The organism is Candidatus Leptofilum sp., from assembly GCF_965223285.1.
Classification (GTDB): domain Bacteria; phylum Chloroflexota; class Anaerolineae; order Promineifilales; family Promineifilaceae; genus Leptofilum.
In genome coordinates this window covers 933556-947105 of record NZ_OZ244997.1, presented here as the reverse complement: position 1 = coordinate 947105, position 13550 = coordinate 933556, and the positions used below count along the sequence as shown (strand labels likewise).

General features: G+C 51.9%; 12 protein-coding genes. 6 read left to right on the top strand and 6 right to left on the bottom strand.

The features are described from left to right. Positions 1-7 precede the first annotated feature (7 nt). The 4 genes from ACOQPU_RS04665 to ACOQPU_RS04650 all read right to left on the bottom strand — a co-directional run bounded on the left by ACOQPU_RS04665 (position 8) and on the right by ACOQPU_RS04650 (position 2621). Positions 8-925: a DMT family transporter gene (locus ACOQPU_RS04665; RefSeq protein ID WP_420643963.1), complete on the bottom strand. Its 918-nt coding sequence runs from the start codon at positions 923-925 to the stop codon at positions 8-10. 287 nt (positions 926-1212) lie between these two features. Then, on the bottom strand, positions 1213-1767 hold the full coding sequence (locus ACOQPU_RS04660) for an RDD family protein (protein WP_420643962.1): 555 nt from the start codon (positions 1765-1767) through the stop codon (positions 1213-1215). Between the two features lie 4 nt (positions 1768-1771). Beyond that, complete coding sequence (locus ACOQPU_RS04655; protein ID WP_420643961.1) at positions 1772-2065, bottom strand: winged helix-turn-helix domain-containing protein; 294 nt, start codon at positions 2063-2065, stop codon at positions 1772-1774. Continuing rightward, on the bottom strand, positions 2058-2621 hold the full coding sequence (locus ACOQPU_RS04650) for a hypothetical protein (RefSeq protein WP_420643960.1): 564 nt from the start codon (positions 2619-2621) through the stop codon (positions 2058-2060). Before ACOQPU_RS04650 ends, ACOQPU_RS04655 begins: the two co-directional genes overlap by 8 nt. Positions 2622-2841: 220 nt before the next feature. Here ACOQPU_RS04650 and ACOQPU_RS04645 point away from each other — a divergent pair, with 220 nt between their 5' ends. After that, positions 2842-3705, top strand: a complete 864-nt coding sequence (locus ACOQPU_RS04645) for an LLM class F420-dependent oxidoreductase (protein ID WP_420643959.1) — start codon at positions 2842-2844, stop codon at positions 3703-3705. Between the two features lies 1 nt (position 3706). On the opposite strand, the gene ACOQPU_RS04640 is transcribed toward ACOQPU_RS04645, so the two are convergent. Next, complete coding sequence (locus ACOQPU_RS04640; RefSeq protein WP_420643958.1) at positions 3707-4102, bottom strand: response regulator transcription factor; 396 nt, start codon at positions 4100-4102, stop codon at positions 3707-3709. A gap of 215 nt (positions 4103-4317) precedes the next feature. Between ACOQPU_RS04640 and ACOQPU_RS04635 the strand changes: the two genes are divergently transcribed. Beyond that, the gene (locus ACOQPU_RS04635; RefSeq protein ID WP_420643957.1) at positions 4318-5562 is read left to right on the top strand and encodes a chorismate synthase; all 1245 of its coding nucleotides are present in this window, start codon (positions 4318-4320) and stop codon (positions 5560-5562) included. Between the two features lie 35 nt (positions 5563-5597). On the opposite strand, the gene ACOQPU_RS04630 is transcribed toward ACOQPU_RS04635, so the two are convergent. After that, positions 5598-6572: an acetylxylan esterase gene (locus ACOQPU_RS04630; protein ID WP_420643956.1), complete on the bottom strand. Its 975-nt coding sequence runs from the start codon at positions 6570-6572 to the stop codon at positions 5598-5600. A 341-nt stretch (positions 6573-6913) separates the two neighbouring features. Here ACOQPU_RS04630 and ACOQPU_RS04625 point away from each other — a divergent pair, with 341 nt between their 5' ends. The 4 genes from ACOQPU_RS04625 (at position 6914) to ACOQPU_RS04610 (ending at position 13549) form a co-directional block, all read left to right on the top strand. Next, positions 6914-7642 (top strand): sigma-70 family RNA polymerase sigma factor, encoded by a 729-nt coding sequence (locus tag ACOQPU_RS04625; RefSeq protein WP_420643955.1) that lies wholly within the window; start codon positions 6914-6916, stop codon positions 7640-7642. Positions 7643-7877: 235 nt separating this feature from the next. Further along, the gene (locus tag ACOQPU_RS04620) at positions 7878-8468 is read left to right on the top strand and encodes a hypothetical protein (RefSeq protein WP_420643954.1); all 591 of its coding nucleotides are present in this window, start codon (positions 7878-7880) and stop codon (positions 8466-8468) included. A gap of 107 nt (positions 8469-8575) precedes the next feature. Beyond that, a complete protein-coding gene (locus tag ACOQPU_RS04615; protein ID WP_420643953.1) occupies positions 8576-11524 on the top strand; it encodes a CHAT domain-containing protein in 2949 nt (982 codons plus the stop codon). A 117-nt stretch (positions 11525-11641) separates the two neighbouring features. Next, on the top strand, positions 11642-13549 hold the full coding sequence (locus tag ACOQPU_RS04610) for a S8 family peptidase (protein ID WP_420643952.1): 1908 nt from the start codon (positions 11642-11644) through the stop codon (positions 13547-13549). Position 13550: the final 1 nt, after the last annotated feature.

The window sequence follows — 13550 nt, the reverse complement described above, 5'->3', positions numbered from 1 at the left end:
ACCGCCCCTACGACATGCTTTTACGTTTTCGCCCCAACTGCACCAACAATGTGCCAACAATGGCCACGACCAAACCCGTTACCTCACGGCCGTTTAGCCGCTCACCCAAAAATATCACCGCCAAAACCGGAATTTGCACCGCCATGGTGTTGTTGATGATGCTGGAGTCCATGGCCGAAAGGGTGCGTAGCGAGACGTTCCATAACGTAAAGGCAAAAGCCGTGTTTACCACCGCCAGCCAGCCAATGATGGCCCAGCTTTGCCAATTCAACGCTGGCAATCCCTGCGTACCCAATCCCACAATCAACAAAAGCGCTGAACCAATGCCCATGCTGACGGTGGTGACGGTTAACGGCCGTAATTGCGCCTCACGATTAACAGATCGCCCTAAAACGGCCGCACCCGCATTGGCCAACACGCCAACCGCTGCGGCCACAAACCCTACTATCTGCGCCTGCGGAATCTGCACCGGGTAAAAGTAAAGCAAGCCACCGGCCAAGGCCACAATAATGCCAATCCATTGCCAAACAGACGGCCGTTCTCCCAAAACTCCCATCCCCAGCAGTGCCACCAGCACCGCAGTGAAGCCTAGCATCACATTCACGGTCACCGCAGGCAGGTAAGCTAGCCCCACAAATTGCGCCCCCTGCGTCAGCGCGTAATAAATCAACCCCAAAGCCATCAAGCGCAGCCAGCCAGATTGATTCAGTTGGCGCAGCTCGGTTCTACCCTTGCTACGCCAGAAGAACGGCAGCAGGCACACAAACGCCAAGCCATAACGCAGCCCAGCAAACGTGAGTGCAGGCATATCCTCTAAACCGATTTTGATGAGAACCCAGGAAGTTGACCACAGAAATGTGACGAAGAGAGCCTGGAAAACGGCCGTAAAATATGAAGAACGAGACCAACCAGCAAAATAAGACATAGATTACCTCCAGAGAAAGCGTTAACAGCCTGTGCAGTAATTGCACATCTGCCAACCGCAATCCCCAAGGCTTTTATCCGTCCAGATGCTGCCGTATTTTTTTGAGTAGCCAAAGAGAAAATAATTCTCAAAAACCTCAATGGCTGAATTACGGTTTATGCGGCGCTTGGACCAGCCAGCTTATTGCTGCGGAACCCTAGCCGCCATTATTGGTTGGGTAACTTAAATTTTCGTAGGCATTGTACCTGCTGAGGATAATTGAGCCAACGTGTTTTAGCAGAAGATGGTTACGGCCGTTTCTCCACCACAGTCCCCATAATCAAATCATGAATACTTTGTTGCCGAGGCGTTTGTACTAACACCAGCAGATACAGTAGCAGCACCACATACCCCACCACAAATCCTGGCCGGAAGGCTGAGTTTGGATCATTCACCAGAGGAATTGGCAGCATAAACGCCAGATGGAAAACCTCCCACGGCAACAGCTTCAGCACGGTACGCCCCAGCAGTTGACGCCAGCTTGCTTTCTCCCCTGTGGTCGACATCACGTGTAAGCCCATTAACCGCTTGCCTAGCGTTGCCTGCCAGCCAGAACGCTCGCTTAGCACAAAATAGAGCCAAATGGGTACCGAAACTGTAAGCAGCACCCAGCCATAGATGAGCCAGCCATTGTTTAGCATAGACAAGGTTTCAAATGGAAAGCCACCCGTTACGGCCAGCAAGCCCCACTGAAACCCTTGCACCATGACCAACAAAAGCGTCATATCAATAAAATATGCCGCAACTCGCCGATAAATCACCTGGGATTTTTGTTGGACCGAATTTGATAAAGAAAGTTTCATTTGCTTACTCCTGTTCCAAAATTGATTTCAGGGCAGCGGCATGTTCCTGAAAACGCTGCCGTCCCAACAATGTTGCCTGCACAAAGGTTTGCGGCTTGCGGGCGACAAACGTTTTTTGCACTTGAATGTAGGCCGCATCTTCCAGCTTACGTAGATGGGCACCCAAATTGCCATCAGACAAATCCAGCAGATCGCGCAAGCTGGTGAAGCCTAGCTGCGCCTCATCGTCCAAAGCAACCAGGGTAGCCATAATTTGTAGCCTCACCGGCTGGTGAATAATCCGGTCTAGCTTAGCCACGCCGTCCCCTCATGAGCAGACGCAAGCCAGCAGCAATCATGCCGCCGCCAGCCCCCAAGCCCACAATCAGGCCAAACTGGGCGGGTAGCCAAAGGTAAACTGCCACAGCCAACCCTGTGCCAATCAAGCCAATCCACATGAACAAACGCACGTTTAACAGAATGCCATTTACCACGACAGCAAATCCCAAAAATGAAATGGCAAGTACGGCCGTTTCCTGCCAACTCTCTGGGCGTACCAACAACAACCAAAGCAAACAAAAGCCAAGAAAAACTGGGTAAAAAAGCCCCAGCTTCGGTCCCGTTTGGGTATATTGCACCTGCCGCCCCAGCCGCAAACCGATCACCGCCGACAGGCCAGCTCCTGCAGCACAGAGCAGCAACCACACCCAAAGCAGCCAGCCAGCCGGCGCAAATTGGCTCGTCAAAAAGCCAATTAACCAAACCATCCCCCAAATGAGGAAAAACCAGCCTACTTCACTGCGACCTAACGCCTCCTGCGCCGCTTGCGCTTGTTCAATCAGTTTTAGCTGCGCTTCCGCTTCTCTCGAATCCATGTCTTCACCTTTCAAAGTTATAGAGTGCTCTGCATTGCAAAGTACTCTAACTACAGTCATCCATTTTGTCAAGACATCCCCTTGCCTTCACGTCCGTAAATGATTAAAACTATGACTGTATCTCAACAGATTTCACAGAACCTGTCCCAAGCGTAGCCGAAGTATTAGCCAGCTTTTCTCTGTGACCTCTGTGGCAAATTTTTCTACGAAGGAACAAAAGATGAAAATTGGTCTTGTTTTTCCCCAAACCGAATTTGGCAATGATCCAATTGCCCTGCGAGACTACGCCCGAACGGCCGAATCCCTCGGCTTTAGCCACATCATGGCCTATGACCACGTGGTTGGTGCCAATCCAGACCGCCCCGGCGGCTGGCGCGGCCCGTATACCCACCAATCTGCCTTCCACGAACCATTTGTGCTGTTCAGCTACATGGCGGCACTCACCACCAAACTGGCATTCATCACGGGCATCATTATTTTACCTCAGCGGGAGACGGCGTTGGTGGCCAAGCAAGCCGCCAGTTTGGATGTGGTAAGCAACGGCCGTTTCCGTCTGGGCATCGGCGTGGGCTGGAACAAAGTGGAGATGGAAGCACTGGGATTTGATTTTCACAATCGAGGAAAACGAATAGAAGAGCAAATCGACGTACTTAAGCTGCTGTTTACGCAGGAACTCGTGACTTTTAAAGGGAATTGGCACACGCTGCCCGATGTTGGCCTAAATCCGCTGCCGATGCAGCGTCCCATCCCCATCTGGCTGGGTGGCCATTCCGATGCGGTGTTGCGCCGTCTGGCGCGCAAGGGAGATGGCTGGCTACCGGGTTACCGCACGGCTGAGGCAGCCCGGCCGTCGCTGGATAAAATTGCGGCGTATTTGGCAGAATACGGCCGTTCCCATCAGGAGATTGGCCTGGAACCCCGGCTGCATTACGGCGACGGCCCCGAGGCGTGGCAAAGCAACCTGCAAGGCTGGCAAGCCGCTGGCGCCACACATATTTCATTCAACAGCATGGGGGTCGGCTTCGACACGCCACAAAAGCATCTTCAAGCCATTGAGGCGTTTGCTAAAACAGTTGGCCTCTAATTTACGCTTCGATTTTTTTGGAAACGGCCGCTTCCCCCAACACTTCACGAATATTGCGCGTCAGCTCTTCTAACCCCATCGGCTTCACCAAATACCGATTCGCCCCCGCTTTTAGCCCCTCCTGAATCGCCTCCTGGTGCGCCTTGCCGCTGAGCATGATGATGGGCAGTTCGGCCGTTTCGGCTGTTTCCCGCAGCTTGCGGCACAGCGTCAGCCCATCCATCTTAGGCATCATCACGTCCAAAATTAAAATGTCGGGTTGGTATTCAGGGATTTTTTCCAGGGCATCCAACCCATCTTGCGCCATGAACGATTCATAGCCCATCATCGTCAGCATTGTTGTCAAAAGCTGGCGAATCTCAAATTCATCATCCACAACCAGGATTGAGAAATTCATCTTCTGTCTCTCCACATTTGCCGGGAAGACCCCAGAAACCGCTCGGGGATTAGTTGTTGTGTTGGATTGTGCCAGTTGGGAACTACTCTGGACAGAGTTAAAATAACCTTACCGAGTAGTACTTACGGCCTATATTAAGGGAAACGGCCGTACCACGTTAAAATAAAGCCGCACAAGAGTGCAGCGGAAGCAAATCAAATTCAAAAAGGAATCGTATGGAAATTTTAGGCGGCCCCCTCTTTAGCGTCGCTGGAGCCGGTGAATCGCACGGCCCCGGCATCAGCACTATTGTTTTTGGCTGTCCTCCCGGCCTACAACTCAGCCGCAGCCAAATTCAGGCATTTTTAGACCGACGACGACCCGGCAGCAATCGGCACGGCACCCCCCGCAATGAAAAAGACAAGCTGCTATTGCTCTCCGGCCTCTACCAGGAAGATCATGACGCACTGACGGCTGGTCCCGCCATTCAGGCCACTGTGGATGGCCTCACCTACACCACCACCGCCTATGAAACTGGCTTCACCACGGGTGAACCAATTAGCGCATTGGTGCTTTCTGCCAGCACTAAATCCCGCCATTACGACCAGTTTGCCGGGCCAACCGGCGCGGTTCGCCCCGGCCACACCGACTTGGTGAAGTACCATAAAGCACGGGGGCATGTGGATATTCGTGGCGGCGGCCGTTCCAGCTACCGCAGCACCATCTCAGACGTGATTGGCGGCTCAATTGCCCGCATCTTTTTGCAAGAAACATTTGGCACCGTCATCCTCTCCTCCATTAGCCAGGTGGGGTCACTCAAAGCCCAGCGCAGCCTTAACGATCATTTCGCTGAACTGCTGCGCGATGGCAGCACGATTACCCTAGCTCATATAGAAACCATACAGCAGCAGCTAGAAACGGCCGAAATCCACAGTCTGGATGCCCAATTTGCTACCGCCGCTGGCGACCTCATCAAGCAAACTCGTATCGACGGCGATTCAATTGGCGCGGCAGTGGAAGTAGTAGCGGTCAACGCCCCCGCATTGGCAGGAGACCCGCTGTACAACAGCCTAAAGCTGCGGCTAATGGGCAGCCTGGGCGGGCTGCATGCCGCGCAATCTTGCGAAATTGGGGATGGTTTCCAGGTCATTTCCCAGCGGGGCAGCGAAAATAACGATCCGATTCGGCGCAGTGGCTACCAAAGCAACTCACATGGGGGGGTGCTGGGCGGTGTAACAACCGGGATGCCGTTGGTTTGCCGCGTTGGCTTCAAACCCACTTCAACCATTAATAAATCCCAACAGTCGGTGCAAAAAAATCTGGAAGAGATTGATTTTCTGCTGGAAAAGGGGCGGCACGATCCCTGTGTTGGGGTTCGTGCAGGCGTTACGCTGGAATCGCGGCTGGCCATCGAGCTAATGAATGCAGTGCTCATGCACCAAGCTCGCGCCGTTGATCCAGATCAATTTAAGCTGTTTTGATTTTCAGCTACAGATTGCGTAGATTCTATACGTCTTCAAAGCCATAGTTCGCGGAGAAATTGGGCTTGTTTGCGCAGTTGGAAAGGGCCACCCCCTTCGTGATTGTTGTAAGCGTAGACGGCCATCTCTTTTTCGCCTGCGTAATGGTTGTAAGCCGCATAGACGGTGCTGGGTGGGCAAATATCATCCATGAGGCCAACGGAAAAGAGCGCGCGAGCTTTGGCGCGGGCAGCAAAATTCACGCCGTCGAAGTAAGAAAGGGTGCGGAAGACGGTTTCAGTCTGGTCACGGTGGGCGGCGCAGTAGCGGCTAATCTCACTGTAAGGGGAGGTATCGACAATCTCTGTGGCGTGGCGATAGTGGCAAAGGAAGGGGACATCGGGCATGGCAATGGCGACGGCCGTATCCAAACCCGCCACCGCCAAGGTAATCCCTCCACCCTGGCTGGCGCCAGTCACGGCAATCTTCTCTGGCAGGATGGCAGGCTGCTGCCGCACCAGGTTCACCGCCCGTACCGCATCTGTAAATACGCGGCGATAGTAGTAAGTGTGCGGGCCCAGGATCCCTTGCGTCATGAAGCCAGGCACGTGGGAGCCAGTGCCTTGCGGTGCGATGTCTACCGTCGCTCCAGGCTGGGTGTGTGACCAGCCTTGCCCCCGCGTATCCATCACAAAGGTGGCAAACCCCAGGTTAGGCCAGGCCAGTTTATCCAGCACAAAGCCGCGCCCGCCGCTGTAGCCGATGTATTGCACCACGCAGGGCAACGGTTCCTTACGCTGGCGGGGCAGCAAAAACCATGCTTTAACTGGCTGGCCGCCAAAACCGGCAAAGGTCACGTCGTAGGCATCAATGGTGGTCAACCCTTCATCCAGCAGGTCAAATTTGGCGTTGAGGGGAAATTCGGCCGTTTCTGCCAACGTCTGCCGCCAAAACCGATCAAAATCCTCTGGTTCCTCGCGGGCGGGCAAATATCGTTGCAGTTCGTTCAAGGGTAAATCGAAAAAGGACATCACAAGGCTCCTTGAGTAGCATCTAATCAATTAAAGCTAACGATAGCGGGAACGGCCGTATCTGGCTACAATTTCTTTAAAATGCCTCCATGCCATCGAAGATTGGTTATTATCCTGACCAAATCGGCACCAACAGCCTCAAAAGTGCGTCATTTGTAACCTATTTGTCGTAAATTCGTTGCATTTCATTGCACAAACATAAAAAAAATCAGTTACAATGTGGGGCACAATAACCTACAATCCTGCTTCAAATTACCTGCAACCTGCTGATCACGCCGAAAACGAAGCACACCCCAAAGAAAATTTGATCAGCCTCATGAAAATGTCATTGCGTCGTTCCTATGTCACAACAAAATGAGTTAAGTCTACTCACGTTCCGCGCCCTTTGCGACCGGTGTCATCGGGAAAGCGAACGATTTTTCGCCCAACAAGAACACGATCCCCGCTTCTGTTATGAACTGTTTCGGCGGGCGTTTGTGCATGGCAATGAGCTTGCTTGGGACTGTTTGTATCACCGGTATCAAAAATTGGTGCTGTCTTGGGTTACACGGCACGCACTGTACGCTAGCCTGGGTGAAGAAGCCAATTACTTCATGAACCGCGCTTTTGAGAAAATGTGGCAAGGCATCCCGGCGGATAACTTCGCCAAATTTCCTGATCTAAAATCATTGCTGCGCTACCTGCAAATGTGTACCCACGCCGTCATGGTTGATTTTGCTCGTTGGAAGGAACAAGCACATTTATGGGACCGCGCCGCACAGACTGATAACGGGGATGATGAGTTTGATCCGTTTGCCACTATCATGGACCCCAACACGCGACCAGAGCGAGAAGTGGCGCGCCAGGAAATGCAGGCAATCTTGTGGCAGCGACTCAACGATCTGTGCAACAGCGAAAAAGAGCATCTGGTGGTTCATGGATACTTTGTGCTCGACTTAAAACCACGCCAAATCTATGAGATGCACGGCGAGCATTTTGCCGACGTGCGAGAGGTTTCGCGCACCAAAGACAACTTCCTGGCCAGGGTGCGGCGCAATGATGAATTTAGGGAATTTTTGGAGAATGCGTGAAAAGCACTGCAACTTTCGTTTATGGAAATGACAGCAGATATTGCTGGCTCAGGCACCGAGAAATTCGCTTTACAAAGCGAAGATCATTGCTACAGCATTGTGCTCCGGTGGTACGCATCATCCATAAACAAGTTAGCAGGTTTAGTGGATGACATTGAGCAAGTGGCTATTTTCAAGCATTGTTGGCTGCTTTCTCTCTCCACAAATTTTTTAGGCGCAATGAGGAGAATCAACTATGGCGCATATTGATGACAGTTTCAAGGCCGCTCTCTACCGAATTACCTGTCCCGATAGTGCGACATTAGGCAATTTGCATTTGGGCCTTTTGCCAAACGAGGCAACTGCCCAAATTGAAGAACATTTAGCTATTTGTCCACTTTGTACTGAAGAACTGGCACAGTTAGAGGTGTTTCTGGCGGAAACGGCCGTTTCGCACGAACCCTCCACCGCAGAAAGAATCAAAATCTGGATTGCCAAGCGCATCCCAACCGGGGGGCAATCCAGAGGGGGCGTAGGAACACCTGCCTTCGCCGTCCGCGGCGGCGACGATGGCCCTCTTATGTACGAAGCAGGCAATGCCCAGCTCTCGTTAGAAGTTCAGGATGATCCGGATCATCCTGGGCGCAAGGCAATTTTGGGGCTAGTGCTGGGCATTGAGACGGAGGCTGTGACTGTGCGATTGTTTGCCGGTGAGGGAACAGAAACGGCCGTTACCCTTGATGATTCGGGCAATTTCACTTTTGCCAACCTTGAAAAAGGACGCTTCGAACTGCTTCTTTCTGGGCCTGATATTGAAATTTATTTACCAAAATTAACGATAAAGTAACTATGCAATCATAAAATCATTTCAATTCCTGTTCATAATTGCACATACAGCAAACAAAGTGCCCACATTTACCACTGAAGAGCTGTTTCAGTGAAGGATTGAACAAAGTGATTGATACTGTGAGAGAACACCCGCTTGGGCATGAAACGGCCGTTCTCCAAGCAAATACACCCGAACAACTTGTAAAACATCTAATAGCTGCCGCCAATTCAACTGAGCGGCATTTTTGGCTTGACAAAATTGTCCCCACGTTTGACAAAACCCGACGCAACCATTTAGCCAACCTGCTAAAAAAGCAAGCTGATAGAAATCTGCGGATCAACCTGGAGAATAGCACCCAGTTCGCCGACCTGATGGAAAGGATGGGGGAACTATGCGACGATGTGCGCATAAAAGCACTCAGCTATCGTGCCAGAGGCAATATTCACGCCCTTGGCTATGGGGATCACCCTAAAGGGATTGCTTTTTATGAGCAAGCTGCCGACATCTATCGGCGTTTGGGCATGGTTTATGAAGAAGCGTTGTCACAAACTGGCAAAATCTGGTCGCTGGCCAGTTTGGGGCAGGCCGATGAGGCGTTAAACACGGGAAAATGGGCCAGTTCAGTTTTGACAGACGAAAAAGATTGGCCTGCTCTGGCCGTTGTAACGATGAACATGGGCATCATTTACGGCCGTCTTGGCAATGACCAAGATGCCCTCCAACAGTTTAACCGCGCGTTTGAGTTATCCGAGAGGCTTGATCAATCTGGCAAACAAACCTTGCCCATGATTCGCATTAACCAGGCAATTGTTTTGCGGAATTTAGGCCGCTTCGACGAATCCATAGAATCCTTACAACAAGCAATGGCTGGTTATCACGCCAATCAACAGATAGTGGGCGTAGCCCGAGCACAGCAAAATTTGGCTATAACTTATTTTGTGCTGGGTCGATACAACGAGGCGATGGCACTGCTTGATGAAGCCCGCACCACCTATTTGGCAGACGGCCGTCAGCGGGATGCCATGATGGTAGAAATTTTCACCAGCGACTGCCTCTTGCAACTGCGCCGCTACACTGATGTGCTGGAAAAATGTCGGGAATGCCGCCAAATTTTTGCCGAGCTAGGTACCCAGCTAGAAATGGGGCACGCGTTTCTGAATGAGGCAATTGCCTACGTAGGTTTGCAAGATTATGATGCCGCCTTAAACTCACTGGCGCAGGCACGCGCCCAATTCCAGGCAGAGAACAATGAGGTGGCTATTGCTGATACCGATTTGCAAGAAGCGGCCGTTTGGCTGTGGCAGGGAAAAATTGAGGCCGCTTTGCAGCAAGCACTCCGCTGCGCCAAACTATTTGAAACCTACCAGCTACCAATCGGGCAAGCGCGTGCGTACCTCACGGCAGCCAAGGCGGCCATGCAGCTCAGCAATCTGGCAGAGGCTGCCAATTGGGCGCATGCAGCCCTGCAAATTGGCCAGCGACACACGCTGCCTGCCCTGAACTATCAGGCGCAATACTTGCAAGGTTCGCTGGCCAGCAAACAAAACGCACCGCAATTAGCCTTGGCTCGATTGGATGCCGCCATTCAAGAACTAGAGCAAATGTACGGCCGTCTCATGATTGAGTTCCGCGCCGATTTTGTAGCTGACAAAGAGCAAATCTACGAAGACGCCGTCTCCATTTGCCTGGAGCTGCAACAGCCAGAAAAAGGTCTGGAATATTGCGAGCGCGCCAAATCAAGAGCACTGCAAGACATGCTGGCCCATCGCCTCAACTTGCGTATCGAAGCCCGCAGCCCAGAGGATCAACCCATTGTAGACAAGTTACTCAGCCTGCGCCGCGAGCGCGACCGACTTTACCGCCGTTGGGCTACCAGTGAGGAACCCGGACAGCGGGGCGGTGCTGATGAGGCTCTATCTGCACAACACAGGGTTGGGCAAGCTGTTCTGGATTTGGAGAAACAAATCACCACATTGTGGCATACGCTACTGATCCGCAATGCAGATTACGCGCGTGATGCCACTTTGTGGCAGGTGCAAACGATGCCCGCCCAACCTCACTTACCCGAAAACTGCTTGCTGCTCGAATATTTCAGCGTCAGAGGACAATTGGTACTTTTCCTGGTAACCCAAAATGCTGTGGAAGCGTTTTGGCTAGAAGGCAATATGCAACAGGTGCAAAACCTGCTCCAGCTCTTCCAACTCAATATAAAAGCTGTCGCCAAAAGTAATGCAGCGCAAATTAAGCTCTCCGTAAAAAATATTCAAGGCATTTTGCACAAACTTTACCAAATATTGCTGGAACCAATCGCTACCAAAATTGCAAATTATGAAAAACTGATTGTGATTCCACACGGTTCACTGCACTATTTGCCGTTTCATGCGCTGTACGATGGCCGGGAGTACCTCATTCAGTCTCATGAACTAAGCTATTTGCCAGGCTCTAGCATGTTGGGCTACAGCCAATCAGCAACAAATAATGGCAATGATCATGTCATTACGGCCGTTGGCAGTTCTTATGAAGGCCGCCTCCCCCATGCAGTTACCGAGGCCAGCAACATAGCCGAACGGTGGCAGGGTAAGGCAATCATCGAAAAAGAGGCAAGTCTGAAACGTGTAAAGCAAGCGGCTGAACAATCAACCATCTTGCACCTGGCCACCCACGGCGACTTTCGGCCAGACAGCCCACTATTCTCTGGCCTGGTGTTAGCCGATGGCTGGTTGACCACGCTGGACATTTTCAATCTGCGACTGCGGGCATCTTTGGTAACTTTGAGTGCCTGCCAGACGGGGCGCAGTGTGGTGGGTGGTGGTGATGAACTACTGGGGCTGATGCGGGCTTTCCTGTCGGCAGGTGCGGCTTCATTGGTTTCTACGTTGTGGGCAGTGGAAGATTCGTCAACGGCCGTTCTCATGAACCTGTTTTATGAAGCCATAGCGAATAATCACACTAAAGGCACATCCTTGCGGCTGGCTCAATTGCACTTACTCACAAATGGCGACTACCCGGCAATGTACCAGCATCCTTACTTTTGGGCACCCTTTTTCCTGGTTGGTAACGCTGGCCCACTATAAATTAGCCTTTCCTCGTAGCAAACAATTCTCAATTCCAACAAGCGCAACGGAATTATGGTGTCGTCTACGTTCATATGCGTATTGATATGATAAATGATTCAAGAAGGAGGAGAGTAGATGCGTTACTTGTACTATCTGACCAGATTTTATCTGGTTCGCCCCGCAGTTTACCGTTGGGTACTCGTTCTGCTGGTGCTGTTGGGCATTGTTGCAGCCGTGTTAGAGGCCCCAATTTGGCTGCTAATTGTCATTCTACTGCTGCTATTGCTGCTGGTTCTTTTTCGACGGCAAATCTACCCGAATTTTTATCCAGAAGAAGAGTATCTGGTTCAGGATCAGATCATTGTCAGTGGTGCATTGAACGCGGTTGAGCGGCTGATTACTACCGCCAACCAGCAAGCCAATCTGCAATTGGAAGTAGTGCTGGATGAGTTAAACCAGCCCATGCGCCTTACCTTTGGTAGCCTGCCAGTGGAAGTACTGGACTGCCTAAATGACTGCTACAAATATGCTTCCCAAGAGTTTGTGATTGTTTTGTATCGCCTGGGTGGCAGTCGCCCGGATGTTACCCGTGCCATCCGGCTTTTGCAGCAATTGGCAGGTGCGGGCAATCAAATTCGCGTGGAACCAAACTGGCTCACAGGCTCGCCCTGGGACGTTGGTGGTTCACCTTGGGATGTTGGTGGCTCACCCTGGGACGTTGGTGGCTCGCCTTGGGATGTTGGCGGCTCACCATGGGATGTTGGTGGCTCGCCTTGGGATGTTGGTGGCTCGCCCTGGGATGTTGGCGGCAGTTCTACCAATGGGGCGATGACAGCCGCTTTGCCTGGCTTTTTTGCTTCTCAGTGGGCCTTCAAAACCATTGAACTGGACGGCCGTTCTGGCATGACCGGGCAAAAAGTAAGCGTTGGCATCTTTGATACATCGCCCTACCCAGATACGGCCGTACCGGCCAATCAAGCGCAAACCATTAATGTTCCAGAACTAGCACCAACTCAGGCGTTAAGATTACAGCTGGTGCATCCCAATGGGTCGGCCGAGCTGCAATCAGCCATTCCAGACGATAAAAAATTGGACGTACGGGACCACGGTTTGTTTGTTGCCGGCATGGTAAACGCCATTGCTCCAGAGGCAAACATCCGGCTTTGCCGCGTGCTGGGGCCAGACAATCGGGGCGACCTGTTTTTGCTGCTGCGCGAACTGTTCAACTTTCTTGTTGAAACGGCCGATCTCAATGATGAGATGCCAGAGGAAAAAATGGCCACGGTTATCAATCTCAGCCTGGGCATCCGCATTCCACCAGATTGGGTTGGTGTTCAACTACCCAAACAGGTGGAGATGCTGCAACTGATGATGCAGCTGGCAAATTGCCTGAATGTCACCGTAGTAGCCGCGTCTGGCAACGATTCAGCAGAATCATCCCAGCCCGAAGCGGCAAACTTGCCCGCATACTGGCCCTCGGTTATTGGCGTCGCCGCAAGCAACCAGGAAAATCGCCGTTCTTGCTTCTCGAACCAGGGTGATATTGCAGCTCCTGGTGGGGATGGTGGGACGGTGGTAAAGCAAGGCTTCTGGCCCATATTGCAGAATGGTTTCCGGCTATTTTCTGCAAATTTGCGCCAGCGCCACCGCATTGTGGAAAAATGCCAACCTACGTTGAGCGAATGTAACGACGAAGATTGCTCTACCGGTGTCATTGGCCCTGTGTTGCAGCCCGTTGCCTTTAAAAATGGTGACGGTGCCTCCAATTATATTTACTGGCACGGCTCATCTTTTGCCGCGCCGATGGTTGCTGGCCTGGCTGCACTCGTGTTGCAAAAAGGGAATTGGCAACTCACGCCCACGCAAGTGCGAAAAATTATTGAATGTGGTGCAATGCCCGCCGCCAATAATGACACCGCGCTGGGCGCAGGCATCATCAACGTACGCCAAACAATGGATTGGTTTGAGAGATGCGCCAGCGAATCGGGCATCGAGATTCAACCAACGGTGAAAGAAAAACCTGATGAAGAAGCGTCGGGCTAGT